Below are 25871 nucleotides of genomic sequence, written 5' to 3' on the forward strand. Positions count from 1 at the left end.
AGAAGAATTTCTAGTGTGGAACATGAGAAAAACACCTTCCTTAAGTGGGTTTTTCTCTATTATAAAATGAGGAGATGGAAAGTTTAAGGAAAAAATAAAGCTGTCGAGATTTTCTCGACAGCCTGAGCAGCTCATTCATGAGCTGCTTTTTGCTTTAGGAACTTACCTGCTTAGATTCAGATTGTATTAATGTAACCTTCTTTGTTTCTTCTTTTCCGTTTCGAATGAGTGTGATGCTCACGGTGTCTCCTACTTTTGTATTCGTGTATAGCTCATGACGTAATTCACTTCCGGTTTTGATTTGTTTCCCATCGATGGCGGTAATGACATCCTCTGACTTAAAGCCAGCTTTGGCGGCAGGTGAGCCTGCGGCGATTTCTTTGACGTACACACCTTTATCCCGCTGACTATTTTTGAGCCCGAGTGTTTCTTTCTGATACACGTCCGGGACTTGTTCGAGATCCAGCATGCTGATGCCGATATATGGACGCTCAATCTTTCCTTTTGCGAGAAGCTGATCGGCGATTGGTTTGACATCATTGATTGGAAGTGCGAATCCAATGCCTTCAACACCTGTTTCAGAGATTTTCATACTCGTGATCCCCACAACCTTTCCGTCTGTCGTAAGAAGCGGGCCGCCGCTATTACCTGGGTTAATGGCTGCATCTGTTTGAATGACATTAATGCTGCTTTCGCCTGCTGATGTGTTCATAGAGACTGTTCGGTCGACACCGCTGACAATTCCTTGGGTCACCGTTCTTGATAGATCTTCACCAAGCGGGTTTCCAATTGCGATGACGGTTTCCCCAGCACGCAGCGAGGAGGAATCGCCTAATGCCGCGACCTTTGTCACATGACTGCTGCTAATTTCTACAACCGCTAGGTCAGTCAGGGGGTCAGCTCCGACCAGTTTTCCTTCAACAGTTTTGCCATCGTGCAAGGAAACCATTAGTTTATTTGCCCCTTCAATGACGTGGTTGTTTGTTAAGACATAGGCTTTACTTCCGGATTTTTTGAAAATCACCCCTGAGCCTGTACCTGTTTTTTCCTCTTGACTGTTTTTGTTTTGCTGTGATTCATCAAAAGGCGTATTGAAATCGCCAAAGCTCATGTCTGTTTGACTTTGCGCTTGGTAGTTTGTAATGCCGACAATGGCTGGTGATATATTTTCGACCATGCTTGAGATACTGCTCGATGAATGTGATGTTTGGACGGCGGTTGTTTTTGACGAATTGGCACTCGTATCATTTGTCGATACAGCTTCTGTTTTTGCTGCTGAATCGTTTGCTGTGTTGTCTGATGCGTGCTGGGCATATGGCGTAAGGACGTAGACACCTAATGCTAGCGTACCACCCACAATGCCGCTGACGAATGGCTTAAACCAGCCACTGGGCTTCTTCTTTTGTTTTTGTGGCTGTTCAATTGTTTGAAGTTCATGAGAAGGGTGTTTTTCATTTTTGTGATGTGTCATTCGAATCACTCTCTTTCTTCAATTTTTCATGTATGGTTCGAGGGATTTTACCTTATGTGGTGGATACTGACTATATCGTAAGAAAAAAGTGTGGGATAAAAATGAAAACATTGTGGGAAATTGTTAAAATAAGTAGTGTATCTAAGCAAAAATAGAGGAGATTAAACTGTGGAGACAATTGGAATGATTGGATATGGAAGCATGGCTGATATGATGGTGCAAAAATGGCTGGAAAAAGAGGTACTCAATGCCCATCAAATCATGATCCATACAAGAAGTGAAACGGACCGCCTGCATCAGCTCAAAGACAAGCATCAAGAAATAAATATCTGCTCATTAGACGAACTTTCTGCCTCATGTGATGTACTTTTTGTCTGCGTGCCGCCGCTTGTTGTACTTGATGTGCTCGATCAACTGCCTTCAGCAGCCAAATCGGTACATATTGTGTCAGTAGCCGCGGCTGTGACGTTAGACAAGTTATCAAAGCATACGACTCAACCAGTTTCCAGATACATCCCAACGCTCACGTCAGCTGTTGGAACGGGCGTATCCCTCGTTGCGCATGGTGAAACCGCAGGTCAGGAAGAAAAGGCGCGTTTGCACCGTCTCCTTTCAGCTTTTAGCATCGTCCGTGAAGTAGAGGAAGACCGGTTTGATGCGGCGAGTAATTTGACGAGCTCTTCTCCTGGTTTTATCGCTGCTCTTTTTGAAGAAATGGCGAGAGCGGCTGTGAGAAATAGTGAGCTTTCCTTAGAGGAAGCGTATGAATTTTTAACGTATGCCCTCTTAGGCACAGGTCAAGTCCTTGTAGAACGCGGCCTCACCTTTGCTGAAACCGTCAATAGAGTGGCGACAAAAGGGGGCATTACAGGTGAAGGCGCTGAGGTCATTCAAAAGCAGGCACCTCAGATGTTTGATGATCTATTTACACAAACCATGAAGAAATATGAACAGCTGAAATCACAGATTAACGAAGCTGACAAACACCACTAAAGACATAGTTAGTGGTGTTTTATTTGTTAAAAAAATCCTTTGTCATACAGTCTTTTGACCTGTATTAACTGAGTCTAATTTCCTTATTTTCAGACATTGTATTGAAAAATCAATCAAGTAATCATATAATTTTTTAGAAAATTTAGAAAAATATACACAAATTTTAAGTTTAATTAAAGGGGGATGGGGATGAAACTCTATGTATCTGTTGATATGGAGGGGATTACTGGTCTAGCTGATCATACATTTGTCGATGCCCGTCAGCACAATTATGAACGGGGCAGAAAGATCATGACAGGTGAAGTGAATGCCTGTGTAGAGGCACTTCTTCAGCATGGCGCAACCGATATTTTGGTCAATGACAGTCATTCTAAAATGAATAATCTGTTGATCGAAGAGCTGCATGAAGAGGCTGCTCTTATATCTGGTGACGTCAAGCCTTATTCCATGGTGCAAGGATTAGATCAAACCTATGACGCTGCTGTTTTTTTAGGCTATCATGCGAGGGCATCTATGAAAGGCGTGATGTCTCACAGTATGATTTTTGGTGTCAGACATTTTTACATAAATGATCACCCAATTGGTGAAATGGGCTTTAATGCGTATGTTGCAGGCTACTATGGTGTGCCGGTGATTCTTGTTTGCGGAGATGATCAAGCAGCACTTGAAGCGGAAAAGCTGATGCCTGGTGTGAAAACAGTAGCAGTGAAAGAGACCATATCAAGGTCTGCTGTGAAATGTTTCACGCCTGCCAAAGTCAATCAACAAATCTCGCAGCAAGTGGAAGCCGCAATGAAACAGATTCATCACATCAAGCCGCTGACGCCTCCTGATCAGCCGCTGCTGAAGATTGAGTTTGCCAATTATGGACAAGCTGAATGGGCGAATTTAATGCCGGGTACTGCCATCATAGAAGGAACAACAACGGTGACGTATCAAGCAGAGAATATATTAGAAGCCTACCAAGCGATGCTTGTCATGACAGAGCTTGCCGCACGTACAACATTTTGTTAAGCGAGGGGGAGACGGCAGATGACCAGCTTTTTGCTCAAGCGTTTTATTGCGATGATTGCCACGATCTTAACGATTACGACTTTAACGTTTATTTTAATGAAGGTCATCCCAGGATCGCCCTTCAATGAAGAACGAAATACAAACGAAACCGTCCAGCGAAACCTCGAAAGCTACTATCACTTAGATGAACCACTGTATGTTCAATATGTCATCTATTTAAAATCCATCGTTACCTTTGATTTTGGTCCTTCCATTAAAAAGCCTTCAGAAAGTGTCAATGATCTATTGGCAAGAGGCTTCCCAGTCTCATTAGAACTTGGTCTTATCTCAATATTGATTGCTGTCATCTCCGGCATCCTGCTCGGGGTCATGGCTGCCCTCCGGCATAATGGCTTGATTGATTATATCGCCATGACCATTGCTGTTTTCGGTATATCCATTCCAAACTTTATCTTTGCTACCTTATTAATTCAGCAGCTTGCTGTGAATTTGAAACTCTTTCCTACAGCGATGTGGACAAGTCCGATGCACATGGTGCTGCCAACCATCGCTCTTGCTGTCGGTCCAATGGCCATTATTGCCCGGTTAACAAGATCGAGCATGATTGAAGTGCTGTCGCAGGACTATATTCGCACTGCCAAGGCAAAAGGACTTTCTCCCTTTAAAATTGTATTTAAACATGCGCTTCGAAATGCGCTTTTGCCCGTTGTGACCATTCTTGGGACACTTGTCGCAAGCATTTTAACAGGAAGTTTTGTCATTGAAAAAATATTTGCGATTCCTGGAATGGGAAAATACTTTGTCGAGAGTATTAACAACCGTGATTATCCTGTCATCATGGGGACCACTGTTTTTTACAGCATTATTTTAATCACACTTCTTTTCATTGTCGATGTGGCGTATCGCCTGCTTGATCCAAGGATTCAGCTGCATCAGAAAGGAGGAAAGGCATGAGTATACACCTACAGCAGGATCAACCGAATCCGCATCATGAAGTGCCAGACGAATGGTTTTCTCCGAGAGAGCAAAAGAAAACGGAGGCCCATGCCATTAAAAGACCCTCTCTTTCGTATTGGGCAGACACGTGGAGACGGCTGAAGCAAAATAAGCTTGCGATGTTTAGTCTATCGGTACTGATTTTTCTTTTTATCATGGCGCTATTAGGCCCATTGCTTGCGCCTAATAATGTGACAGAGCAACGTCTTTCGATGCAAAATCTGCCTCCATCAGCTGCTCACTGGTTCGGAACGGATGAGCTTGGACGAGATGTGTTTACGCGTACATGGTACGGGGCGCGTATTTCGTTATTCGTAGGCGTCATGGCAGCCCTTATTGATTTTGCCATCGGCGTGATTTATGGAGGGATTGCCGGTTATAAGGGCGGGAGATATGACCATGTCATGATGCGAATTGTCGAGGTGCTCTACGGTCTTCCTTATTTACTCGTTGTCATTTTATTAATGGTCCTGATGGGGCCAGGGCTTGTCACCATTATTGTAGCGCTCACTGTCACCGGATGGATTGGAATGGCAAGAATCGTAAGAGGTCAAGTTCTTCAGCTGAAAAGCCAGGAATATGTCCTTGCCTCAAAAACCTTTGGTGCAAAGAGCCTGCGTATCATTCGCCGCAACCTGCTGCCGAATACGATGGGGCCGATTATCGTTCAGATGACCTTGACTGTGCCGACCGCGATATTTGCTGAAGCGTTCTTAAGCTTTCTTGGTTTAGGCATTCAAGCACCGTTTGCAAGCTGGGGCGTGATGGCCAATGATGCGCTGCCGACAGTACTGTCAGATAACGGACATTGGTGGCGTTTATTTTTCCCTGCGTTTTTTATTTCACTCACGATGTTTTGCTTTAACAATTTAGGTGATGGCTTGCAAGATGCGCTTGATCCAAAGATGAAGAGGTGATGGCGCTTTGAAAAAAGTTCTACAAATCATCGATCTGCACGTCAGCTTTCGGACATATGGCGGCTCAGTTCGAGCGGTACGCGGAGTGAATGTGGATGTATATGAAAAAGAAACCCTTGCCATTGTGGGAGAATCAGGCTGCGGGAAAAGTGTGACTTCACAAAGCATTATGAGGCTGCTGCCAGCTTACGGCGCTCATGTCGATCAGGGAGAAATCTGGTTTGAAGACCGCAATTTGCTGTCATTATCTGAAAAAGAAATGCGCGCCATACGAGGTGTCGATATCTCGATGATCTTTCAAGATCCAATGACCGCACTGAACCCAACCTTGACAATAGGGGACCAGCTCATGGAGGCGGCAAAGGAGCATCAAAAACTGACGAAAAAAGAAGTGAAAGAAGCCGCCATTCGGATGCTTGATTTGGTCGGCATTCCGCAGCCGAAGGAAAGGTTAAAGCAATACCCTCACCAGTTCAGCGGGGGAATGAGGCAGCGGCTCATGATTGCCATGGCACTGATTTGCGAGCCCAAAGTGCTGATTGCAGATGAACCGACGACCGCGCTGGATGTGACCATACAGGCACAAATATTAGAGCTGTTTAAAGAGATTCAGAGAAAAACAGGTGTCACCATTATTTTAATCACACATGATTTAGGGGTCGTAGCCCAAGTCGCAGACCGAGTGGCGGTCATGTACGGGGGGAAAATGGTGGAGGTCGGAACGAGGCGAGATATTTTTTACAGTCCGCAGCATCCTTATACAAAAGGACTTCTACAATCCGTTCCAAGACTTGATATGAAAGATGAACTCATTCCAATTGAAGGAAGCCCGCCTGATTTATTTGCTCCACCAAAGGGCTGTCCGTATACAGATCGCTGTCCGGCCGCCATGAAGGTGTGTGATCATATCATGCCGCATGAAACGCAGCGGTCACCTACCCATACAGTGCATTGCTGGCTCCAAGATGAGCGAGCGAATCAAACGGTTTTATCTTCAACACAAAGGGGGAGTTTTTGATGAGAAAAAAAGGGTGGATCATCAGTGTATGTTTGTTCACGATCATGCTGCTCGCAGGATGTACAGCCAATGAGCAAGCAGGGAAAGGATCATCAAGCAATAAAGGTGAAAAGAAAGTGTTAACCTTAAATAACGAAAATGAACCGACGTCGTTTGATCCGCCGATTGGTTTTAATAATGTATCGTGGCAAGGACTCAATAACTTAATGGAGGGATTAACAAGACTGAATGAAAAACACGAACCATCTCCTGCAATGGCGGAAAAATGGGAGATATCAGAGGATGGAAAAACGTACACGTTTCATTTAAGAGATGGCATCAAGTGGTCAAATGGTGATCCAGTGAAAGCGAGTGATTTTGAATATGCGTGGAAGCGGCTGCTTGATCCGAAAACAGGCTCTTCTGCATCGTTCTTAGCGTACATGATTGAAGGCGGAGAGGCATTTAACAGTGGAAAAGGCAAGAAAGAAGAAGTGAAAGTCAGCGCTGTAAATGACAAAACGCTTAAGGTCACACTGGCTTATCCGCAGAAATCGTTCTTAAATATGACCGCAAACCCTGCCTTTTTCCCAGTCAATGAACAGGTAGCTAAGAAGGACCCAAATTGGGCAAAAGACGCCAAAACCTTTGTCGGAAATGGACCGTTCAAGCTGACAGAGTGGAAGCATGATGAGAGCTTCACAATGGAAAAAAGTGAGACGTATTGGGACAAAAAAACAGTCAAGCTGGATCAAGTGAAGTGGCTGATGATCAGTGATCGAAACACAGACTATCAAATGTATCAATCAGGAGATTTAGATACTGCCTTTGTTCCAGCAGAGCAAAGTGAAAATCTGCTGAAAAATAAAGATGTACAAATTGAAGACCAGGCTGGATTGTTCTTTTATCGTCTGAATGTGAACATAGAACCATTTCAAAATAAGAACATTCGCAAAGCTTTTCAAATGGCGATCAACCCGCAAGATATTGTGGATTATGTGACGAAAAATGAAGAGAAGCCAGCACGCGCTTTCGTCTCGCCAGGCATTCTAGATTCAAAGGGTGAGGATTTCAGAGAAGCTGGCGGTGATCTTGTGAAGAATGATAAGAGTGAAGCTGCGAAGCTATTAGAAAAAGGGCTGAAAGAAGAGAACTATTCGAAACTGCCAGCCGTCACATTAACATATAGTACAAAGCCTGAGAACAAGAAAAAAGCGGAAGCCATCCAGCAGCAGCTGAAAGAAGCGTTAGGTGTAGATGTGAAGCTTGCAAACATGGAAGCCAATGTATTTGCAGAAGATCAAAAGGCGCTGAAATTCCAATTCTCACAAAGTTCATTTTTAGCAGACTATGCAGATCCGATCAACTTCCTAGAGAGCTTCCAAACAGGGAATGCCATGAACCGGACAGGATGGTCTAATGATACCTATGATCAGCTGATCAAAAAAGCGAGCCAGGAAGCAGACGAACAAAAGAGAAACAGCTTCCTTCATGATGCAGAGGCACTTCTCATTGAAGAAGCACCGATCATTCCGATTCATTTTTATAACCAAGTCCATTTACAAAAAGAAGGCGTGAAGGGAATTGTCCGCCACCCCGTTGGGTATATCGATTTGAAATGGGCACAGGTAGATGGAGAGTGATATTAGGATCAAAAGACGCTTTTAGATAAAAGCGTCTGTTCCTTTATTCGTTCATGTTATGAAGCAGAAGCCCATAGATTGAAAGAAACAAAGAGAAAGAGGGGATATGGCATGAGCCAGCTGCCAGTGGCACTTCAAACAGGGGATACGGTGGGGATTATTGCACCAGCAAGCCCGCCTGATGAGCTGAAATTAGCAAAAGGGATTGCCTTTTTAGAAAGCCTCGGGCTAAAGGTGAAAAAAGGAAAGTATATCGACTGCCGGTATGGGTATTTAGCAGGCTATGATCATGAAAGAGTGGAGGATCTTCATCGCATGTTTCAAGATCCAGAAGTGAAGGCGGTTATTTGTGCTTGCGGAGGATACGGGACTGGAAGACTTGCGGAAGTCATTGACTATGACCTGATTCGCCGGAATCCAAAAATCTTTTGGGGCTATAGTGATATTACGTTTTTACATACGGCCATCCAGCAGCAGACTGGTCTTGTGACCTTTCATGGTCCAATGCTTTCCTCTGATGTGGGACTTGAGGAGGTTCATCCTTATACGAAAGATACCTTTTTACAGCTGTTTGCACCGAAAGCCTTTACGTATGCGCACCACTTGTCACCCCTTCATACTTTCTATCCGGGCACCGCTTCAGGTGAGATTGTAGGAGGAAATCTTGCCCTCATCGTGACAACACTTGGTACACCTTTTGAAATCGATACGAAGGGAAAGCTTTTGTTCATTGAAGATATTGACGAAGAGCCCTATAAAATTGATCGAATGATGCAGCACCTCACATCTGCTGGGAAATTGGATGATGCGGCTGGATTCATCATTGGAGATTTTCATCAATGTGAGCCAAAAAAGAAAGATCAGTCCCTTACATTGAATCAAGTATGGGGCACCTATATTGTCCCGCAAAAGAAACCTGCACTTGGGGGCTTCCGGATCGGTCATTCTTCGCCGAACTTTGCTATTCCAATGGGCACGCAGGCTGCATTAGATGCGACAGGAAAAAAACTGCACATTTCTCCAGGCGTTGCAGCGAAAGAGGCGATCAAATGAAAATCGTCGATGTTCGTACATGCAGAATGAGTGTACCGCTAAAAAAGCCTTTCAAAACCGCTTTACGAACGGTGTATGACGCAGCATCTCTGATCGTTATCATCACATATGATCAAGGTGACGTCAGCTACGGAGAAGCAGTCCCGACAACGGTGATTACAGGTGAAACGCTGGAAAGCATCGACTATGCCATATGCGAAGTGATCAGACCGATTTTGCTTGGAGCTTCCTTGTCAGAATATGAACAAATTTTTTCTCATATGAACCGAGTGCTCGCTTGCAACACAAGCGCAAAGGCAGCGGTTGACATGGCCATTTATGATGGCTTAGCGAAGCAGGCAGGACTTCCGCTTTATCAATACCTTGGCGGATATCGCAGTCAGCTTGAAACCGATTATACGGTCAGTGTAAACCGTCCGCTTGAGATGGCGGAAGATGCGAAGCAATACGCAGCTGAAGGCTTTCAGACGTTAAAGATCAAGGTAGGAAAAGATGACATAGATACGGATATTCAGCGTATCAAGCGAATTCGAGAAAAGGTCGGGCCGGATATTCAGATCAGGCTCGATGCGAACCAAGGATGGACGTGGAAGGAAGCGATCATAGCCATTCGGAAAATGGAGGCGCTGAATATTGAACTAGTAGAGCAGCCGGTTCCGAAAGAAGATATCGAAGGCCTGCGCCGTGTGACAGAAGCAACAGATACATTGATTATGGCAGACGAAAGCATTTTCAGTTTTCATGATGCGATCAAGGTGCTTGAAACGAGAAGCTGTGATCTGATCAATTTAAAATTAATGAAATCAGGCGGCATAAAAGAAGCCCTAAAAATCAATGCTCTAGCAGAAGCATACGGCGTAAAGTGCATGGTTGGCAGTATGATTGAGTCAAAACTTGGCATTACAGCAGCCGCTCATCTCGCCGCCAGCCAGCCGAATATCACCCGCTATGATTTTGATGCCCCGCTGATGCTAAAAGAGGACATGGTAGACGGAGGAATCGTGTACAAAGGAAAAGATATCTTTTTCCCGCCGCATCATGGGTTAGGCATTCAAGGGGTGAAAGGAGTCTCATGATGATATTTGAATCAAAGGTTGCAGTTGCGAACGTATGGACAGCGCCGCAGTCACCGAGAGAAATCGATCAAAAGGTACTTCAGGGCTCCTTCAAAATCAAAGAGTGGATTGACAAGCAAACATATGAAGAAAAACTGGCTTTATGTGAAGAAAATCTGATCCAATCGCAAGTACTGCTCGGCGAACGAGTCATTGGATTAGAAGAGACAGACGGCTGGTTGAAAGTCGTCATTCCGCAGCAGGCCAGCCGGAAACATCCGCAAGGCTATCCTGGCTATATACCTACGAACCATCTAAAGCAAGTGACAGAAGGAAGTGCGCCAGCTATATCTCATATCGTTTGTCAGAAAAAAGCCATGCTCTATCGAAATGGGCAAGCGGACATGAAAATTAGTTTTTTAACAGAGCTCGCAGCTGTAGAAGAAACGAGTGATTGCTTTCGCGTTGTCACACCAGCAGGGACGAGAGAAATCAATAAAGTAGATGTGCAGTCAGTTTCATCCATTTCTTCTATGACCGGCAAAGATGTTGTAGAGAAGGGAAAACAATTTATTGGTCTTTCGTATTTATGGGGCGGCTTGAGCAGCTTTGGCTATGACTGTTCAGGCTTTGCTTACAGCATGTATAAAGCGTGCGGATATCTTTTGCCGAGGGACGCAAGTGACCAAGCAGTGCAAGGAACACCGGTCGCATTAAGCCATTTAGAACAAGGCGACTTATTGTTTTTTGCCAATGACAACGGAAAGGGAGCTGTCCGCCATGTTGGGATCTACGCAGGTGACGGTATGATGCTTCATTCGCCTAAAACCGGCAGAGAAATTGAACTTCTTTCCCTTTCTGGCACTTCATATGAAAAAGAATGGGCAGGTGCAAGACGGTATTTGCCAAGCGAGAGGAGGAATGGTCATGGCAGTTGAACCACTTTTACAAGTAAACAATCTCAAAAAACATTTTCATCTATCGAAAGGAAGAACGCTTAAAGCGCTAGACGGTGTCTCCTTTCAGCTGAAACAAGGCGAAACGTTTGGCCTTGTTGGCGAGTCTGGCTGCGGAAAATCCACACTTGGAAAAGTGCTTATGCGTCTTTATGAACCGACAGATGGGGAAGCCTTATATGAAGGGAAAAGTCTTCATCACCTTTCTAAAAAAGAATCATTTGATTTTAATCGGCAAATTCAAATGGTGTTTCAAGATCCGTATTCCTCCTTAAATCCGCGGCTGTCTGTAAAAGATATTATGCTGGAGCCAATGGAGATTCACAACCTTTACGGGAGTCAAAAGAAAAGAGTTGCCCGGGTGAAAGAACTACTTGAAGCTGTTGGACTTAGCTATGACTTTGCGACTCGCTATCCTCATGAATTCAGCGGAGGGCAGAGGCAGAGAATCGGTATTGCAAGAGCCCTCGCCTTAGCGCCGAAATTTATTGTGGCAGATGAGCCAATTTCTGCACTAGATGTCTCCGTTCAAGCGCAGGTTGTGAATTTGCTGAAGAAACTGCAAAAGGAGGAAGGGCTGACATTTCTCTTTATTGCGCATGACTTGTCGATGGTCAAATATATCAGCGACCGAATCGGTGTCATGTATTTAGGTCATCTCGTCGAATTGACCAGCAGTGATATGTTATATCAAACACCGCTGCACCCATATACACAAGCCTTGCTGTCAGCGATCCCCATTCCAGATCCTGACGTGGAGGACAAGCGCAAAAGGTTCATTTTAAAAGGAGAAATTCCAAGTCCAGTGAACCCGCCAAGCGGCTGTGTATTTCGAACAAGGTGTCCTGCAGCGATGGATGTGTGTGCTGAAAAAAAGCCAACATTACAAGCAGTAGAAGAAGGACATGATGTCGCCTGTCATTTATACGATCGAACATAAAAATAGACAGAAAAAAAGCCAGCAAGTAGACAAGCTGTTCTACACGCTGGCTTTTTTAGTGGATGAACGCCGAATCGGCAATGTGCAGCATCTAAAAGAGCCGCCAGATTTAATGATTTCTGAAAAATCCACTTCAATGACAGTGTACCCGTGAGCGGTTAATGCAGCATTTGTTTGTTGATTGATGGGCAAACTAATCACTTTTTTCTGTCCAAGGGATAAAACGTTTGGTCCGAGTGTGAATTGCTCTTGTTCGCTTATTTCAATTAGATGATAATGCATTTGAAGCAGGTGAAGATCCTCTTTTTTGAACGCTTCAGGATAAATCAATATCTCATCATGAGAGAGAATATTCATCACACAATCGAGATGCAAAATGTGAGGAGGAAGATGAATGGGAATGATGTCATGATCAGGCAGTCCTTTTTTGAGCTCATGGATAGCGGCTGGGTTTGTTCTCTTGCTCGTTCCGACAAATACGCGTGTTTGATCCACAAGTACATCGCCGCCTTCAATCGTTCCATTTGTCAGTGTGACAGTTTTCCAGCCTTTTCCCTGTGCCCACTCTTTTAATAATTGTTCTTCTCCTTGCCGAACTGGAGCGGCCATGCTTGAAACAAAGAGTGTATGTCCAATCGTAAACCCAATATCCCGAGTAAAGACTTGCTCAGGAAAGCGGTCATTTGCAGGAAGCATAATGGGGCGTACTTGATGGTCTTTTAGTGTTTGGATCAATTGCTTATGCTGAGCAATGGCTTTCATTTGAGAAATATTTTCTCTTGCAAAATGTTTTTGGGTTTCGTTGATGATCTGTTTGATTTCCATATAGATGGGACTGTATAAAAGGACTTCTTGTAAATCGTCATATTCACTCATGCATTGCGGCATTTTGTGTATTTGTTCTGCTCTCATAGAATCCATCAAATGGCCTCCTTGTTTGTTCATAGTTCTATTATTCCTCGTTCTAGTCATAGTTGAAACATTTCCGAAAGAAAATCTCTCACAAGAGACTAAAGCAAAAAGTTTAGACAAACCTAAAAGAATAGTGTTTAATAAAAGTCGTTCCGCATTCACGAAAACAGCAAGAAGGAGCTATGATGATGAGTGAAGAAAATTTCAAATACTGCAAGGAATCGAAAGTTGTCAAAACCAGCAGGGTATTCCCTCTCGATACGAATAACCACCAAACCTTATTTGGCGGGAAATTAATGAGTTATATAGATGACATTGCCTCCATCTCGGCAGCAAGACACAGCCGCAGTGAAACGGTCACGGCGTCGATGGATTCTGTTGACTTTTTAGAGCCGATTGGACAAAAAGAGTCAGTATGCTTGGAATCCTATGTGACGTGGGTCGGCACGTCTTCCATGGAAGTGTTCGTCAAAGTCATGAAAGAAAACTTGATGTCTGGAGAGCGCAGACTTGCAGCGACTTCATTTCTGACTTTTGTCTCGCTAGATGAAAACGGAAAGCCAAAACGAGTTCCACAAGTCGTACCGGAAACAGAGGAAGAAATCATGCTGCATCAAACAGCGAAGCAGCGGGCAGAGGAAAGAAAAAGCCGCCGAAAGCATAGCAAGGCACTGGCTGACGCACTTGGAACAGATAAACCATGGGCGTAAAAATCACCCTTTCAGCGGTGATTTTTTTCTAGGATAGTATCTTGCATGACAAGATAGTGTGTGGTAAGATGATGCTATCTTGTGATGCAAGGTACTGGAATCGGAGGAACAAAGATGACAACATCCACACAAATGTTAAAAGGAATTTTGGAAGGCTGCCTGCTGTCGATTATTTCTGAGGGTGAGATTTATGGATATGAAATGACAAAGAAGCTCGCGCATTACGGGTTTGATCAAATTAGTGAAGGAAGTATCTACCCGATTTTGCTGCGTATGCAAAAGGAACAGCTGGTGACTACTGTCACAAAAACATCAGCGAGCGGACCGAAAAGGAAATACTATACGCTCACACAAGCTGGAGAACAAGCGCTCACAGAGTTTATGACCCGCTGGAGTGAGCTTTCAAAAAATGTAAACTGCTTATTACAAAAAGGGAAGTGAGATTATGGTATCAAAAGAAACAAGACACATCCTACTAGAGCTGAAATTATATCTCATATCAAAGGGAAAAAATGTGGACGAAATTGATGAGCTGATGGATGAATTGACGACACACGCGGTAGAGGCTGAAAAAGATGGTAAAACAGGGGAGGCTGTGTTTGGCGGAGATCCGCGGAGCTATGCTGATGAACTCGCAAAAGAGCTGTCAGGACACCATAAAGACTGGGTTCCATTCATCAGTGCCTTCTTAATCGGGTCTCTCTTCTACATGATTTTATCAGATGCGATCAGTCAAAGCTTATCCTATTCTTGGTATGCATTGATTGGCTATCCGCTCGTTTTAGTGGCCAATGTCATCATGATCATTGTGATGTTTAGAGCGTCTGCCTTTCAGACAAGCCGCCGGGCATTTCTTTACTTTTGGATCTTAGGAATCTTTCAGCTGACCGCGATGGTCACAATCAAACTATTGGATCAAAAACTCGGCACACCATTACTTGTCCTGACCTCAGGTCAAAGATGGGGCGTCATCCTGCTCATGCTGCTATGTATCATTGTCTTTAATGCGATCTTAAAGGCGAATGTCGTTTCATTGATTCCGATCATCTTTTTCGGACCGCAGCTCCTATTTGAATGGATTGGCTGGACATCACCAAGCGTGCTTCTCTTGCAAAGTCTACTATCGGTTGTGATCTTAATAGGGCTTATGCTCATTGTTTTACGCCGGACGAATAAGAAAAATGAAAATACATTGTAAAAAACAGAGCACATCTATAATCCTATAAGATGTGCTTTTCTTTTTCTAAAAAAATGTAGAAATGGTATCGTGTTTTTCATTACAATGGGAAGAGGACAAAAATGAAAAGGGGTTCTGTGCTTGGATATTTTATGGGGATATGTACTTGTGTTTGTATTGGCTGCTTTGCCTTTTTTTGAAGTGGTAGGTGTCGTTCCGTTGGCCATTTTAAGTGGCATGCATCCTGTACCGACTGCGGTCATTGGATTCATCGGCAATTTTTTTACCGTTTTCCTTCTCATTGTTTTCGTAGACCGCTTCAAAGCATGGCGGTTGAAGAGAAAAGAGGACAAAAGTGATGAAAAAGGAGAGAAAAAGCAGCTGCGGGCCAGAAGAATTTGGGAACGATATGGTCTCCCGGGATTAGCGCTCGTCGGACCTTTTATCATCGGCAGTCATCTAGCGGCATTTATGTGCATGAGCTTCGGGACGAAAAGAAAGCAAGTCGCAGTGTGGATGACAGTCAGTTTAATGATGTGGACAGCGCTGGCAGCTAGTTTAACCGGTGCGGGAATCCATTACTTTGCCCCAGATTCAAATGGATTGTTCGGAGATACTTTTAGTAAGTAAGTGAGGGGAGGATCATAAATGAAACTTCAAACACGGACAGTGCTTGAAACAGATCGGCTCAGGCTAAGAACGATGAATGAACATGATGCGCCATTTTTATATGATATGTTGTTCCAAGATGAAGAAGTGATGAAGTATTATCCTTCTTTGAAGGATGAGCAGCAGACGAAAGAGTGGATTGCATGGAATCAAAAGAATGACCGTATGTATCATACTTCCCTCTGGATCATTGAAGACAAAGAAACGAATGAACCACTTGGACAAAGCGGCATTGTTCTGCAAAACATTGAAGGACAAACCGAACTTGAAATCGGCTACATGCTAAAGAAAGAAGCGTGGGGAAATGGCTATGCTGCTGAAGCCGCAAAAGGCTGTCTCACCTATGGCTTTGATGAAATGAAAGTCAGACGAATGGTGAGCTTAATCCGCCCAGACAATGAAGCATCGGTAAAGGTCGCTTTAAAAATGGGCATGAAAAAAGAAAAAAACATTTCGAAATGGGACCAAATCATTGATGTCTACAGCATCACCCGCAACGAAGAAAACGGCTCGCTTACAAAATAAGCAGAGCCGTTTTTATTTTATATCCGCTGTTCTAGCTGAAGTAAATATTTCTTCCGTTCTATCCCGCCGCCGTAGCCGCCGAGCTCACCACTTGTTTGAATGACGCGGTGGCATGGAATGATGATCGCCAATTGATTGGCACCATTTGCATTCCCTACCGCCCGGACCAAATGCGGATCGCCCAGCATCACAGCAAGCTCGCGGTAAGAACTTGTTTCGCCTGATGGAATGCGTGTGAGCAGGTCCCACACCTTCATTTGAAAAGGGGTGCCATGTAAGGAAAGTGGTACCGAGAACTGCGTGAGTTTTTTCTCAAAATATAAGGTCAATTCCTTTGCTAATTGCTGATGGACGTTTGTTTCCCCGACTAAAATACGGGCTTGATGCTTTTTTCTCATGTTTTCAATTTCCTTTTCGAGTCCCCGCCTGTCCACAAATTCCAGTAAATACACATGCGTCGCATCTGTCACGCTGATCATCCGCCCGATCGGTGTAGAAATAAAATTAGCGTGGAGAATCTTGGTTTGCGTCTTTTTAGGGGGATTTCCCATAATTTTCGTAAATGCATCATTGAAGGCACTCGAAGATTCATAGCCCAAGGCGACCTGCTGATCAATCACTTTTTTTCCATTCAGAATTTCTTTAAAGGCAAGTCCCATTCGGCGTGATCTCGCATATTGAACAAAGGTCATGCCGTAGATTTCTTTGAATTTCCGCCGTGCCGTTGCAGAGTGAATCCCTAATTGATGAAAGTCTTCTTCTTTCCAGCGTTTTTCAGGATGTGTTTCAACTGCAGAAACGAGTGTTTTGACTTCTTCCGGAATGCTGTTAGGATATGTTAATGGTGTGCAGCGCTTGCACGGACGATATCCTGCAAGCAGTGCTTCTTCTGCTGTAAAGAAAAACTCACAGTTCTCATATTTTGGTTTTCTAGCGGTACATGTGGCATGGCAGAAGATACCAGTGGTCTTAATGCCGGCAAAGAATGTGCCGTCATATTGCGGGTTCTTGTCAACCAGTGCTTGATAAAATTCATGTTTCTGTTCGTCGGTTATCATCATACGATCCACCTCTTGGTTTCCTATAAAATGTGATTCAGCGTACTTTGGGCTGGTAAACAAAGCGTCATCTTGGATCGTTCATCACATCAATCTTATTTCATTATATCAGCGATGTGATCATTTCTCTGTCTATCATTTAGTATACGCCGGTCTCATATCATTTCTTTCGAAAAATGAACAAGTATATTTGAAGAGGGAGAGCAAACTGGTAGACCGGCATATCGGGGTGTGATAAGATTTTTAATACAGAATCTGCTCTAAGTCAGGTCTGTATATCATGAATTGGTTTTCTAGGGTTCCGTGCGCTGGTGCAGTCTGGTCCGAGAGAAAACACATAGGGTCTTAGAAGAGGCCATATGGACACGGAGGGATAAAAGCCCGGGAGATTTGATCAAACGATCGATTTCCAGGCTTTTTTTGTTGGTTGGAATCGTTCAGAAAGGAGAAGATCAGATGAAATGGGGAAATGTCTTTATTGCGGCCATCTTTGAGGTCGGCTGGGTGATGGGGCTGAAATATGCCCACTCGCTCATAGAATGGGGCGCAACCATCGTTTGTATTATTGTGAGCTTTTATTTACTCATGAAAGCAACAAGTGTACTGCCAGTTGGCACACTTTATGCCGTTTTTACCGGGCTTGGGACAGCAGGTACCGTCCTCATAGGCATGGTGCTTGGTGAGCCGGTTCAGCTTGTCAAACTGCTTTTGATTGTCATGCTTTTGTGCGGTGTATTAGGACTGAAGCTGACAACAGGTGAAAAGAAGGGAGAGGCTGAATCATGAGCTGGCTTTTACTCATTGGAGCAGGCATCTTAGAAATGCTTTGTGTGACCATGATGAATCAATTCCAAAAAGACCGGCATGTCAAATGGATTTTATTCATTGCAGCTGGCTTTTCGATGTCCTTTCTGATGCTGTCTCTTGCGATGAATACGATTCCGATGGGAACGGCGTACGCTATTTGGACTGGAATCGGAGCTGCTGGAGGCGCCATGGTCGGTATGCTGTTTTACGGAGAGTCGAAAGACGCAAAACGTATTTTCTTCATCGCCCTGATTTTATCTGCGGCAGTAGGATTGAAAATCATTGAATAACAAAAGGCTGGCAGATAGATGCCAGCCTTTTGTTACATTGAATGATGATTGGAATCGTTTTCATTTTTGCGGTAAAGCTGGCTCGCAAGCAGAAAACACACACCAAATGTGAGAAAAGGAATGAGTCTTTCACCGGCTATAAAAAGGGAAATACCTGTGATCAGACAAACGATGCCGAGCCAAAAGCTCACTTTACCAAACAAGGTCATACTTTTCATCTCCATCACTCCTTTTATGATAAAAGGTCTATTCACATTATATCATGCCAGGTGCAGAATTGAATGAATATTCAATAAAAAACAGGACTCTACATTGCTTTTTCTCTTTCCAGTCCAGTATAATATTTCATTAGAATGAAAACGTAAATGAGGTCATGATACATGAGAACTTTGATAACAGAGAAACTTGAATTACACAGACAAAAGCATGAGCAAAAAGGAAGGTTGCTTGTCAGCTGTCCGGATCAGCCTGGAATTGTATCAGCTGTTTCTTCCTTTTTATTTGAGCACGGAGCGAATATCATTGAATCCAGCCAATACACAACAGATCATGAAAGCGGCCGGTTCTTTTTAAGAATTGAATTTGATTGGAAAGACATCTCGGCAAATATGGATCAGCTGAAGCATCAGTTTGAGCCAATTGCAGCATCATTTCAAATGACGTGGAGCATGTCGCGTGCAAGTGAGCTTAAAAAGCTGGCGATCTTTGTGTCAAAAGAGCTTCATTGTTTACATGAGCTGCTATGGGAATGGCAAAGTGGAAATGTCATGGCTGAAATTGCGGTCGTGATCAGCAATCATGAAACGGCAAAAGATACAGTAGAATCGCTTGGAATCCCGTTCCATTTTGTGAAGGCGAACAAAGACATTCGCAAAGAAGCGGAAAAACAGCAGCTCGCATTATTAGAAGAGTATGATATTGATGCCATTGTGCTTGCTAGATACATGCAAATTTTAACGCCTGAATTTATTGAACAGCACCCGAACAAAATCATTAATATTCATCATTCTTTTCTGCCAGCGTTTATTGGTGCAAATCCATATAAGCGGGCATATGAACGGGGAGTCAAATTAATTGGCGCGACTTCTCATTATGTGACCAATGATTTAGACGAAGGACCGATCATTGAACAGGATATTGAGCGTGTAGATCACCGGGATGATGCAGAAGCATTAAAAAATATTGGCCGAACAATTGAGCGGAGTGTGCTAGCACGTGCCGTCAAATGGCATCTAGAAGATCGAATAATTGTGCATGAGAATAAAACGATTGTATTTAATTGACGGCTTGACTTTTCCTGAGCAATTGGTGATAATATAAAAAAATTAACGAGCGTTGAAAAGGAATAGTAAGCAGGAACTGATGCGTAAAGAGAGCAAATGACATGCTGAAACATTTGCCGCAGACAGCTGCTGAACCTGCCCTTTGAGCCTTAGAGGAAAAATCTAAGCGCGTGCCTGGCGTTACAGGAGTTGAGTGGAATAAGCTAGATGTATGCTTATTCAATGAAGGTGGTACCACGGAAAATCCCTTTTCGTCCTTTAAACAAGGAGAAAAAGGGATTTTTTTGTGCCTAAAGGTATAGCGGAGGGAATCAATAATGAAAAAGCAAAGGATCGTCATCAAAATTGGCAGCAGTTCATTAACAGAGCAAAAAGGAGCCATTGATGAACAAAAAATGCAGGATCATGTGAAAGCGATAGCAAAACTGAAAGAGGCTGGGCATGAAATCATTTTAATTTCATCAGGAGCCGTTGCAGCAGGGTTTGGCAGCTTAGGGTATCCATCAAGACCTGTGACCTTAAAGGGGAAACAGGCAGCAGCTGCCGTTGGTCAAGGCTTGTTAATGCAGAAATATACAGAGCTATTTTCACAGTTTCACATGACACCTGCACAAATGCTTTTAACCCGTAATGACTTTTCAGATCGAACAAGATATCGAAATGCTTACGCAACGATGATGGAGCTGCTGGAAAGAAAAATTTTACCAATTATCAATGAAAACGATTCAGTTTCGATCGAGGAGCTTACCTTTGGGGATAATGACATGCTGTCAGCTCTTGTCAGTGGATTAATTCATGCAGACCAATTGATCATCTTAACAGACATAAATGGAATTTATAATGCAAATCCAAATGAGCATCCTGAGGCGAAGCGTTTTGATGTACTAACACACATTTCAGAAGAATTGTTTTCATATGCGAAGAGCACAGGCTCAAAGGTGGGAACAGGCGGGATGAAATCAAAGCTGTCTGCTGCACAAACGGCACTTTCACTAGGCGTGAAAGTCTTCATTGGCACAGGTACTGGTGAAGATAAGCTGCTTCATATTCTAGCGGGTCAAGGAGACGGAACGTATATCGGAGAACAGGACTTATCAGCGATCAACAACCGCCGTCAATGGATTCAATTCCATTCACCCGTTTCTGGCAAAATCATGATAGATGCAGGAGCAGAAGCGGCGATTTTGCATCATGGCAGAAGTCTTCTTCCAGCTGGCGTCATTGATGTCGCTGGTGACTTTTCTAAAGGAGAGGTCGTTGAAGTCGTCGGTCCGAACGGACTAGTAGGTAAAGGACAAACCTTGTACGCATCCGATGAGCTTCTCGGCATTAAAGGGATGCGAAGTGATGAGCTTTCAAATGAGAAGCCTGAGGTTATACACAGAGATCACTGGGTACAGCATGTACAAAACTGAGGAGGGAATACGATGAATGAAGTTCTTGAAAAAGCAAAAAAAGCAAGTACAGCCAAAGATCAGCTGCTGCTAAAAACGACGGAGCAAAAAAATGCAGCTTTACATGCCATCGCAACTGCACTTAAAGCATCTTCCGCTTATTTATTGGGGGAGAATAAAAAGGATGTTCAGGCTGCTGAGGAAAATCAGTTCACGCCTTCTGTTATTGACCGGATTACACTCACAGAAGAGAGAATTGACGCCATTGCAGACGCTACTCTTCAGCTGATTCACTTAAAAGACCCAATTGGTGAAACATTAGAAACCATTCAAAAAGAAAACGGTCTGTTCATCGAAAAGGTGCGTGTGCCTCTCGGAACGGTTGGAATGATTTATGAAGCAAGGCCAAACGTGACAGTAGATGCTGCCACCCTTTGCCTCAAAACTGGGAATGCTGTTATTCTTCGCGGGAGCTCCTCTGCCATTCATAGTAATAAAGCGATTGTCAAGGTGATCCATGAAGCGCTTCAGACAACGGATATTCCCGTAGACAGTGTGCAATTGATTGAAGATACAGGCCGTGAAACGGCGAAAACGCTGTTCACTTTAAATGAATATCTGGATGTCCTTATTCCGCGCGGCGGGAAAAATTTAATTGATCTTGTCGTGAGAGAGTCTACCGTGCCAGTGCTTGAGACAGGTGCAGGGAACTGTCATATCTATATTGATGAAACAGCGAAAAACGAAATGGCTGAGCAGATTGTGCTGAATGCTAAAACCCAAAGGCCATCTGTTTGCAATGCGATTGAGAGCATTGTCATTCATGAAACATGGGCAAAAACATATGGCGCTTCGTTATTTGAAGCCCTGCATGCAAATGGGGTAGAGATACGGGGCGATGAAGCCGTATGTGCCCTTGCGCCTAGTGCTTCATTAGCGACAAAAGAGGACTATGAAACAGAGTTTTTAGCGCCGATTGTCAGTATTAAAATCGTAGAGAGCATAGAAGAATCGATTCAGCATATTCAAACGTATAGCTCCAAGCACTCTGAAGCGATCATTACAGAAAATGATCAGCATGCTTCACTTTTCTTAACAGCTGTCGACGCTGCCGCTGTCTATCATAATGCTTCTACTCGGTTCACAGATGGCTTTGAATTTGGCTACGGAGCAGAAATAGGGATTAGCACACAAAAACTGCATGCAAGAGGGCCGATGGGTCTGCCGGCTTTAACCTCTGAAAAATTTGTCATTCGTGGTCAAGGACAAATAAGAGAATAACGAATTCAAAAGAGAGTCTTGTGACAGCAGGCTCTCTTTTTCCTTTCATTTCATTTTTGTATTTCTTCGGTCAAGTATGATAAAATATGGTAATGTTTTATATTTTGAGAAGATTGGAGAAGGCAACGTATGGCGAAAATCATTCCCTCTTCGGATATTGGAGTGAAAATCAACAAGTGGTATGAATTAATCCGCAGATTTGATTCAGAACAAGCAGAACAATTAAAGCAGGAAATTCGCACCTCTCTTGATTCAATGGAAGAAGATCAGAATTTGCTTCTCTATTTTTCTTTAATGGAATTCAGGCATGAGGTCATGCTCGATTACTTAAAGCCATTAAAGGAAGGAAAGCTTCGCGCCAACTTTTCCGAGCTTTCGAAAGAAATAGATGAGCATCAAACACATGTCACAGGCATGCTTGAATACTACTATCATTTTTTCAGAGGCATGTATGAATTTGGCCGTAGGCAGTATATTGCTGCCATCTCGTCTTATCAAAAGGCAGAGCACAAGCTTTCTTTTGTGTCAGATGATATTGAACGTGCGGAATTTCATTTTAAAATGTCAGAAATATATTATCACATGAAACAAACACATATCTCGATGCACCATGCCAAACTGGCGCTGGATGTCTATATTCAACATGAGCTATATGCGCTTCGCACGATCCAATGCGAATTTATTGTGGCCGGTAACTATGATGATATGAGAAGGCATGAAAAGGCATTACCACATCTCGAGAGAGCGCTTGCGAGATCAAGAGACTTTCAGAATGTGCGTTTTATTGCTTCCTCTTTGTTTAATATGGGCAACAGTTATTACCGAATGGGAGATCTTGACCGCGCACTCGAACTAATGAAAGAATCCATCTCGTTATTTGACCAAAATCAATCCGATCACCTTCGTCGATCTATAGACCCTCTTTATACCGCCGCTCAGATATTATACAAACAAGGTAAACACGAAGAAGCCTTACACTACAGAGAAGAATGTATGAAGCGAGCAGAAGCACTTCAGGATGATATTCATATTCAGAAGACGATATTTTTAGAAGCATTGTATTTAAAGCAAGATGCGGAGCATATTAAACGAATTTTTCATTTTTTAGAGTCTGCCTATGCATATCCAGATATAGAGGAGCTGGCATTAGACACCGCAAAGTATTATAATGAAATGGGAGATTATGAAAAATCTTCCATGTTCTACGGAGAAGCGGAACATGCTCGAATCTATATTCAGAGAGGGGATTGTTTATATGAATTTTAAAAAATGGGCAGTCGTCTGTACAAGCATCACCATCCTGGCGTTATGGCTGGCAGCAGCAAATGCCGACCCGGATAACAGAAACCATACGCTAGAACAACCAAATGCGCAGCATGACATCATCTAAAAGCTCTTGTCAACAATCTGAAAGCCCTTATTCAAGGGCTTTTTTTACTGTCTAACAATGAATCTGCGTGACATGCTCATAAAATAGAAGTGAGAAGGAAATCTTAGAAAAAGAGTGTTTATTCATTGACTCTTGAATTTAAATTGTGTACAATTCAATTGTAGAAAATATTATTAGAGAGAAAGAGGGTTATATTCATGTCAGATGTTTTATTTACTGCAACGGTATCAGCTGTCGGAGGAAGAGAAGGAAAGGTTGTTTCAACCGATGGTGTGCTTGAGCATGATGTAGCAATGCCTGGAACACCAAGAGCGAAAAAACTTGAAAAAGCAACAAATCCAGAGCAATTATTCGCAGCAGGCTACTCTGCATGTTTTGATTCAGCCCTTCAAATGGTCGCGAGACAAGAGCGTATCCGTTTTGAAAGTGAAGTAACAGCACATGTGAGCTTAGTGAAAGATAGTTCAGATGGCGGCTTCAAACTAGGCGTTAAGCTAGAAGTAAAAGGAACTGGAATCGAGCAATCAGCATTAGATGAGCTTGTTCATAAAGCACATGGCGTATGCCCATATTCAAAAGCAACTCAAGGAAATATCGAAGTAGAACTAGTAGCTGTCGCACAATAATTGACATCATAAAAGGCTGAGGGAATGTTCCCTCAGCCTTTTGGTTGTGTTAATTTTTGCAAAAGCTCATGCAAAGAGGCGCGCAGCGTTTTTAACTCTTCTTCCGATCTGCCTGTCCCAGACAGCATATGAAATGGAATCGCAGTAGCCTTCTCTTTTAGTTGTTCGCCATATTCCGTTAAACGAATTTGCACAGAACGTTCATCCTCTTTCGAGCGCTCGCGGATGATGAGTCCGTTTTGCTCCATCCGTTTCAGCATAGGTGTGAGTGTACCGGAGTCTAAATATAAAAGCTCTCCCATCGTTTTCACATTTAATGTCCCATGCTCCCACAATAAAAGCAGTGCCAAATATTGCGGATACGTAATGTCTAACTCTTCTAATAACGGTTTATATTGCTTCGTCATCTCTCTTGAACTTGCATATAACAAGAAACAAAGCTGATTTTCCAGCTTCATATGCTCGAATTCATTTGTCATGTCAGTCACCAACTATTTTTTGTCATACTTATTATTGTATAAGATTTTCTTCCTTTTTAAAATAAATACAGCCCAAAAATGAAAAATTCTTTAATGTGCGATAAATGTTTGAGAAATGGATAGAACGTGAAAAGAATAAATAGATAAAGGAGGAGATGAAGATGAAACCATTATTCACAGCAAAAGTAAAGGCGCAGCATGGAAGAGCTGGACATGTTCGTTCAGAAGATGGTGTACTCGATCATAACATTGTCATGCCTAATGCAAAGAAAGACGGAGAAACTGGTACGAATCCAGAGCAATTATTTGCAGCCGGCTATGCAGCTTGTTTCGGAGGGGCGCTTGAACAAGTAGCGAAGAAGCAAGGGATAGACATTGAATCGGAAGTAGAAGGACATGTCAGTCTTTTAAAAGATGAAAGTGATGGCGGCTTTAAGCTTGGTGTCAAGCTGATTGTGTCTGCAAAAGGCCTTGACCATGACAAAGCGAGAGAGCTTGTCGAGGCTGCGCATGAATTCTGTCCATATTCAAAAGCAACAAGAGGGAACATCGAAGTAGAGCTTGAAGTGGCTGAATAAAAAAGGTTTTCTATCACGCTGAAAATCAGAAACACCTGCTGGTAAGCAGGTGTCTTTTTTTAATATTCTTTCTTTTGTTCGTATGTTTCCCAAGCTTCAAACGGTGCAAGGGTTTTTTGAAGTGTCAGCTGGTAAAATGGAATATTTCTTGATTCGTAATCCTTGTTGATTTCTTCATAAATAAACGAGTCATCAAAACCAGAAGTCGCTGCATCCTGATGTCCAGCAGCAAAATACACGGCTTTTGGTCTAGCCCAGTAAATAGCGCCAAGGCACATCGGGCAAGGCTCACAGCTTGTATATAAAATACAATCTTCTAATTGGTATGTATGTAGCGTCTGGCACGCCTTTCGAATAGCTGTGACTTCTGCATGTGCGGTTGGATCATTTGTTGTTGTCACATTGTTGCTTCCTTCTGCAATAATCTGTCCATCCTTGACAATGACTGCTCCAAAAGGGCCGCCAGTACCACTATTGACTCCTTCTACTGCAAGATCAATTGCGCGTTGTAAAAAATCTTCGTGATTCATTGTCTTCCTCCCTTTGTTCGACTGACTTCTCTAGTATAAACGAATCATGCTTGAAAAGGAAACATCCTAGTAGATGGTCAAACAGGACAATCTGCGCATAAAAACCCCCGCCATGTTCGGCAGGGGA

General features: G+C 43.2%; 30 protein-coding genes, 1 riboswitch and 1 other annotated feature. Of the genes, 24 read left to right on the forward strand and 6 right to left on the reverse strand.

What is annotated here, in order from left to right; all coding sequences use genetic code 11:
* Nucleotides 1–154 precede the first annotated feature (154 nt).
* Nucleotides 155–1471: a S1C family serine protease gene (locus tag C6Y02_RS04240; protein ID WP_060596077.1), complete on the reverse strand. Its 1317-nt coding sequence runs from the start codon at nucleotides 1469–1471 to the stop codon at nucleotides 155–157.
* A 168-nt stretch (nucleotides 1472–1639) separates the two neighbouring features.
* Between C6Y02_RS04240 and proG the strand changes: the two genes are divergently transcribed.
* From proG to C6Y02_RS04290, 10 genes are all read left to right on the forward strand, one after another.
* Entirely contained in the window at nucleotides 1640–2464 is an 825-nt protein-coding gene (proG, locus tag C6Y02_RS04245; protein WP_060596078.1) for a pyrroline-5-carboxylate reductase ProG, read from the forward strand.
* Between the two features lie 189 nt (nucleotides 2465–2653).
* Entirely contained in the window at nucleotides 2654–3478 is an 825-nt protein-coding gene (locus C6Y02_RS04250) for a M55 family metallopeptidase (RefSeq protein ID WP_066030997.1), read from the forward strand.
* 18 nt (nucleotides 3479–3496) lie between these two features.
* A complete protein-coding gene (locus C6Y02_RS04255) occupies nucleotides 3497–4432 on the forward strand; it encodes an ABC transporter permease (RefSeq protein ID WP_034663045.1) in 936 nt (311 codons plus the stop codon).
* Nucleotides 4429–5391: an ABC transporter permease gene (locus tag C6Y02_RS04260; RefSeq protein WP_106030739.1), complete on the forward strand. Its 963-nt coding sequence runs from the start codon at nucleotides 4429–4431 to the stop codon at nucleotides 5389–5391. Before C6Y02_RS04255 ends, C6Y02_RS04260 begins: the two co-directional genes overlap by 4 nt.
* Nucleotides 5392–5398: 7 nt before the next feature.
* Entirely contained in the window at nucleotides 5399–6409 is a 1011-nt protein-coding gene (locus tag C6Y02_RS04265) for an ABC transporter ATP-binding protein (protein ID WP_106030740.1), read from the forward strand.
* Entirely contained in the window at nucleotides 6409–8031 is a 1623-nt protein-coding gene (locus C6Y02_RS04270) for a peptide ABC transporter substrate-binding protein (RefSeq protein ID WP_106030741.1), read from the forward strand. Before C6Y02_RS04265 ends, C6Y02_RS04270 begins: the two co-directional genes overlap by 1 nt.
* 111 nt (nucleotides 8032–8142) lie before the next feature.
* Nucleotides 8143–9084 carry a S66 peptidase family protein gene (locus C6Y02_RS04275; protein ID WP_106030742.1) on the forward strand — a complete coding sequence of 314 codons (942 nt, stop codon included), beginning with the start codon at nucleotides 8143–8145 and terminating at the stop codon, nucleotides 9082–9084.
* A complete protein-coding gene (locus tag C6Y02_RS04280) occupies nucleotides 9081–10160 on the forward strand; it encodes a mandelate racemase/muconate lactonizing enzyme family protein (RefSeq protein WP_034663034.1) in 1080 nt (359 codons plus the stop codon). Before C6Y02_RS04275 ends, C6Y02_RS04280 begins: the two co-directional genes overlap by 4 nt.
* The gene (locus C6Y02_RS04285; protein WP_106030743.1) at nucleotides 10160–11077 is read left to right on the forward strand and encodes a C40 family peptidase; all 918 of its coding nucleotides are present in this window, start codon (nucleotides 10160–10162) and stop codon (nucleotides 11075–11077) included. The genes C6Y02_RS04280 and C6Y02_RS04285 overlap by 1 nt, the downstream gene beginning before the upstream one ends.
* Nucleotides 11067–12035, forward strand: coding sequence for an ABC transporter ATP-binding protein (locus C6Y02_RS04290; protein WP_060596082.1), 969 nt, complete (start codon nucleotides 11067–11069; stop codon nucleotides 12033–12035). Before C6Y02_RS04285 ends, C6Y02_RS04290 begins: the two co-directional genes overlap by 11 nt.
* 39 nt (nucleotides 12036–12074) lie before the next feature.
* Here C6Y02_RS04290 and C6Y02_RS04295 read toward each other — a convergent pair whose 3' ends face one another.
* Nucleotides 12075–12956, reverse strand: coding sequence for a dimethylarginine dimethylaminohydrolase family protein (locus C6Y02_RS04295; RefSeq protein ID WP_106030744.1), 882 nt, complete (start codon nucleotides 12954–12956; stop codon nucleotides 12075–12077).
* 179 nt (nucleotides 12957–13135) lie between these two features.
* On the opposite strand from C6Y02_RS04295, the gene C6Y02_RS04300 reads away from it, so the two are divergent.
* The 5 genes from C6Y02_RS04300 to C6Y02_RS04320 all read left to right on the forward strand — a co-directional run bounded on the left by C6Y02_RS04300 (nucleotide 13136) and on the right by C6Y02_RS04320 (nucleotide 16028).
* A complete protein-coding gene (locus tag C6Y02_RS04300; RefSeq protein ID WP_060596084.1) occupies nucleotides 13136–13657 on the forward strand; it encodes an acyl-CoA thioesterase in 522 nt (173 codons plus the stop codon).
* Nucleotides 13658–13771: 114 nt separating this feature from the next.
* Nucleotides 13772–14098 carry a PadR family transcriptional regulator gene (locus C6Y02_RS04305; protein ID WP_106030745.1) on the forward strand — a complete coding sequence of 109 codons (327 nt, stop codon included), beginning with the start codon at nucleotides 13772–13774 and terminating at the stop codon, nucleotides 14096–14098.
* A 4-nt stretch (nucleotides 14099–14102) separates the two neighbouring features.
* Nucleotides 14103–14855, forward strand: coding sequence for an HAAS domain-containing protein (locus C6Y02_RS04310; protein ID WP_106030746.1), 753 nt, complete (start codon nucleotides 14103–14105; stop codon nucleotides 14853–14855).
* Between the two features lie 120 nt (nucleotides 14856–14975).
* Nucleotides 14976–15464: a small multi-drug export protein gene (locus C6Y02_RS04315; protein ID WP_106030747.1), complete on the forward strand. Its 489-nt coding sequence runs from the start codon at nucleotides 14976–14978 to the stop codon at nucleotides 15462–15464.
* 18 nt (nucleotides 15465–15482) lie between these two features.
* Nucleotides 15483–16028, forward strand: coding sequence for a GNAT family N-acetyltransferase (locus tag C6Y02_RS04320; protein WP_106030748.1), 546 nt, complete (start codon nucleotides 15483–15485; stop codon nucleotides 16026–16028).
* A gap of 17 nt (nucleotides 16029–16045) precedes the next feature.
* Here the strand turns inward: C6Y02_RS04320 and C6Y02_RS04325 are convergent, their stop codons facing one another.
* Complete coding sequence (locus C6Y02_RS04325; RefSeq protein ID WP_060596089.1) at nucleotides 16046–17089, reverse strand: bifunctional transcriptional activator/DNA repair enzyme AdaA; 1044 nt, start codon at nucleotides 17087–17089, stop codon at nucleotides 16046–16048.
* Between the two features lie 279 nt (nucleotides 17090–17368).
* Nucleotides 17369–17476: riboswitch (guanidine-I (ykkC/yxkD leader) on the forward strand.
* 66 nt (nucleotides 17477–17542) lie between these two features.
* Between C6Y02_RS04325 and C6Y02_RS04330 the strand changes: the two genes are divergently transcribed.
* Nucleotides 17543–17872, forward strand: a complete 330-nt coding sequence (locus tag C6Y02_RS04330) for a DMT family transporter (RefSeq protein ID WP_034663015.1) — start codon at nucleotides 17543–17545, stop codon at nucleotides 17870–17872.
* A complete protein-coding gene (locus tag C6Y02_RS04335; RefSeq protein ID WP_034663013.1) occupies nucleotides 17869–18183 on the forward strand; it encodes a DMT family transporter in 315 nt (104 codons plus the stop codon). The genes C6Y02_RS04330 and C6Y02_RS04335 overlap by 4 nt, the downstream gene beginning before the upstream one ends.
* Nucleotides 18184–18215: 32 nt before the next feature.
* On the opposite strand, the gene C6Y02_RS04340 is transcribed toward C6Y02_RS04335, so the two are convergent.
* Nucleotides 18216–18401: a hypothetical protein gene (locus tag C6Y02_RS04340; protein ID WP_060596091.1), complete on the reverse strand. Its 186-nt coding sequence runs from the start codon at nucleotides 18399–18401 to the stop codon at nucleotides 18216–18218.
* 162 nt (nucleotides 18402–18563) lie between these two features.
* Here C6Y02_RS04340 and purU point away from each other — a divergent pair, with 162 nt between their 5' ends.
* From purU to C6Y02_RS04370, 6 genes are all read left to right on the forward strand, one after another.
* Entirely contained in the window at nucleotides 18564–19466 is a 903-nt protein-coding gene (gene purU, locus C6Y02_RS04345; protein WP_034663009.1) for a formyltetrahydrofolate deformylase, read from the forward strand.
* 43 nt (nucleotides 19467–19509) lie between these two features.
* Nucleotides 19510–19728, forward strand: a binding site (T-box leader).
* A 55-nt stretch (nucleotides 19729–19783) separates the two neighbouring features.
* On the forward strand, nucleotides 19784–20881 hold the full coding sequence (gene proB / locus C6Y02_RS04350; protein WP_106030749.1) for a glutamate 5-kinase: 1098 nt from the start codon (nucleotides 19784–19786) through the stop codon (nucleotides 20879–20881).
* 12 nt (nucleotides 20882–20893) lie between these two features.
* Nucleotides 20894–22141, forward strand: a complete 1248-nt coding sequence (locus C6Y02_RS04355) for a glutamate-5-semialdehyde dehydrogenase (RefSeq protein ID WP_106030750.1) — start codon at nucleotides 20894–20896, stop codon at nucleotides 22139–22141.
* A 129-nt stretch (nucleotides 22142–22270) separates the two neighbouring features.
* Nucleotides 22271–23407 carry a Rap family tetratricopeptide repeat protein gene (locus C6Y02_RS04360; protein WP_060596094.1) on the forward strand — a complete coding sequence of 379 codons (1137 nt, stop codon included), beginning with the start codon at nucleotides 22271–22273 and terminating at the stop codon, nucleotides 23405–23407.
* The gene (locus tag C6Y02_RS04365; protein WP_034662996.1) at nucleotides 23397–23531 is read left to right on the forward strand and encodes a hypothetical protein; all 135 of its coding nucleotides are present in this window, start codon (nucleotides 23397–23399) and stop codon (nucleotides 23529–23531) included. The genes C6Y02_RS04360 and C6Y02_RS04365 overlap by 11 nt, the downstream gene beginning before the upstream one ends.
* A 197-nt stretch (nucleotides 23532–23728) precedes the next feature.
* Nucleotides 23729–24157, forward strand: a complete 429-nt coding sequence (locus C6Y02_RS04370; protein WP_060596095.1) for an organic hydroperoxide resistance protein — start codon at nucleotides 23729–23731, stop codon at nucleotides 24155–24157.
* A gap of 32 nt (nucleotides 24158–24189) precedes the next feature.
* On the opposite strand, the gene C6Y02_RS04375 is transcribed toward C6Y02_RS04370, so the two are convergent.
* Entirely contained in the window at nucleotides 24190–24636 is a 447-nt protein-coding gene (locus C6Y02_RS04375) for a MarR family winged helix-turn-helix transcriptional regulator (protein ID WP_034662988.1), read from the reverse strand.
* A gap of 161 nt (nucleotides 24637–24797) precedes the next feature.
* Here C6Y02_RS04375 and ohrB point away from each other — a divergent pair, with 161 nt between their 5' ends.
* Nucleotides 24798–25214, forward strand: coding sequence for an organic hydroperoxide resistance protein OhrB (gene ohrB / locus C6Y02_RS04380; protein WP_034662985.1), 417 nt, complete (start codon nucleotides 24798–24800; stop codon nucleotides 25212–25214).
* Nucleotides 25215–25273: 59 nt separating this feature from the next.
* On the opposite strand, the gene guaD is transcribed toward ohrB, so the two are convergent.
* Entirely contained in the window at nucleotides 25274–25744 is a 471-nt protein-coding gene (gene guaD, locus C6Y02_RS04385; protein ID WP_034662982.1) for a guanine deaminase, read from the reverse strand.
* Nucleotides 25745–25871: the final 127 nt, after the last annotated feature.

The sequence above is a fragment of the Bacillus sp. NMCC4 genome, assembly GCF_002998555.1.
Lineage (GTDB): Bacteria > Bacillota > Bacilli > Bacillales > Bacillaceae > Bacillus.

Excerpts from the sequence above, each read along its gene's own strand:
- C6Y02_RS04375 (WP_034662988.1), bottom strand. The coding sequence starts at position 24,636 with ATGACAAATGAATTCGAGCATATGAAGCTGGAAAATCAGCTTTGTTTC.
- C6Y02_RS04295 (WP_106030744.1), bottom strand. The coding sequence starts at position 12,956 with ATGGATTCTATGAGAGCAGAACAAATACACAAAATGCCGCAATGCATG.
- C6Y02_RS04280 (WP_034663034.1), top strand. The coding sequence starts at position 9,081 with ATGAAAATCGTCGATGTTCGTACATGCAGAATGAGTGTACCGCTAAAA.
- C6Y02_RS04285 (WP_106030743.1), top strand. The coding sequence starts at position 10,160 with ATGATATTTGAATCAAAGGTTGCAGTTGCGAACGTATGGACAGCGCCG.
- C6Y02_RS04360 (WP_060596094.1), top strand. The coding sequence starts at position 22,271 with ATGGCGAAAATCATTCCCTCTTCGGATATTGGAGTGAAAATCAACAAG.
- C6Y02_RS04340 (WP_060596091.1), bottom strand. The coding sequence starts at position 18,401 with ATGAAAAGTATGACCTTGTTTGGTAAAGTGAGCTTTTGGCTCGGCATC.
- C6Y02_RS04275 (WP_106030742.1), top strand. The coding sequence starts at position 8,143 with ATGAGCCAGCTGCCAGTGGCACTTCAAACAGGGGATACGGTGGGGATT.
- C6Y02_RS04325 (WP_060596089.1), bottom strand. The coding sequence starts at position 17,089 with ATGATGATAACCGACGAACAGAAACATGAATTTTATCAAGCACTGGTT.
- C6Y02_RS04290 (WP_060596082.1), top strand. The coding sequence starts at position 11,067 with ATGGCAGTTGAACCACTTTTACAAGTAAACAATCTCAAAAAACATTTT.
- ohrB (WP_034662985.1), top strand. The coding sequence starts at position 24,798 with ATGAAACCATTATTCACAGCAAAAGTAAAGGCGCAGCATGGAAGAGCT.
- C6Y02_RS04240 (WP_060596077.1), bottom strand. The coding sequence starts at position 1,471 with ATGACACATCACAAAAATGAAAAACACCCTTCTCATGAACTTCAAACA.
- C6Y02_RS04335 (WP_034663013.1), top strand. The coding sequence starts at position 17,869 with ATGAGCTGGCTTTTACTCATTGGAGCAGGCATCTTAGAAATGCTTTGT.
- C6Y02_RS04270 (WP_106030741.1), top strand. The coding sequence starts at position 6,409 with ATGAGAAAAAAAGGGTGGATCATCAGTGTATGTTTGTTCACGATCATG.
- guaD (WP_034662982.1), bottom strand. The coding sequence starts at position 25,744 with ATGAATCACGAAGATTTTTTACAACGCGCAATTGATCTTGCAGTAGAA.
- C6Y02_RS04330 (WP_034663015.1), top strand. The coding sequence starts at position 17,543 with ATGAAATGGGGAAATGTCTTTATTGCGGCCATCTTTGAGGTCGGCTGG.
- proB (WP_106030749.1), top strand. The coding sequence starts at position 19,784 with ATGAAAAAGCAAAGGATCGTCATCAAAATTGGCAGCAGTTCATTAACA.
- C6Y02_RS04260 (WP_106030739.1), top strand. The coding sequence starts at position 4,429 with ATGAGTATACACCTACAGCAGGATCAACCGAATCCGCATCATGAAGTG.
- C6Y02_RS04250 (WP_066030997.1), top strand. The coding sequence starts at position 2,654 with ATGAAACTCTATGTATCTGTTGATATGGAGGGGATTACTGGTCTAGCT.
- C6Y02_RS04300 (WP_060596084.1), top strand. The coding sequence starts at position 13,136 with ATGAGTGAAGAAAATTTCAAATACTGCAAGGAATCGAAAGTTGTCAAA.
- purU (WP_034663009.1), top strand. The coding sequence starts at position 18,564 with ATGAGAACTTTGATAACAGAGAAACTTGAATTACACAGACAAAAGCAT.
- C6Y02_RS04310 (WP_106030746.1), top strand. The coding sequence starts at position 14,103 with ATGGTATCAAAAGAAACAAGACACATCCTACTAGAGCTGAAATTATAT.
- C6Y02_RS04365 (WP_034662996.1), top strand. The coding sequence starts at position 23,397 with ATGAATTTTAAAAAATGGGCAGTCGTCTGTACAAGCATCACCATCCTG.
- C6Y02_RS04305 (WP_106030745.1), top strand. The coding sequence starts at position 13,772 with ATGACAACATCCACACAAATGTTAAAAGGAATTTTGGAAGGCTGCCTG.
- C6Y02_RS04355 (WP_106030750.1), top strand. The coding sequence starts at position 20,894 with ATGAATGAAGTTCTTGAAAAAGCAAAAAAAGCAAGTACAGCCAAAGAT.
- C6Y02_RS04370 (WP_060596095.1), top strand. The coding sequence starts at position 23,729 with ATGTCAGATGTTTTATTTACTGCAACGGTATCAGCTGTCGGAGGAAGA.
- C6Y02_RS04320 (WP_106030748.1), top strand. The coding sequence starts at position 15,483 with ATGAAACTTCAAACACGGACAGTGCTTGAAACAGATCGGCTCAGGCTA.
- C6Y02_RS04255 (WP_034663045.1), top strand. The coding sequence starts at position 3,497 with ATGACCAGCTTTTTGCTCAAGCGTTTTATTGCGATGATTGCCACGATC.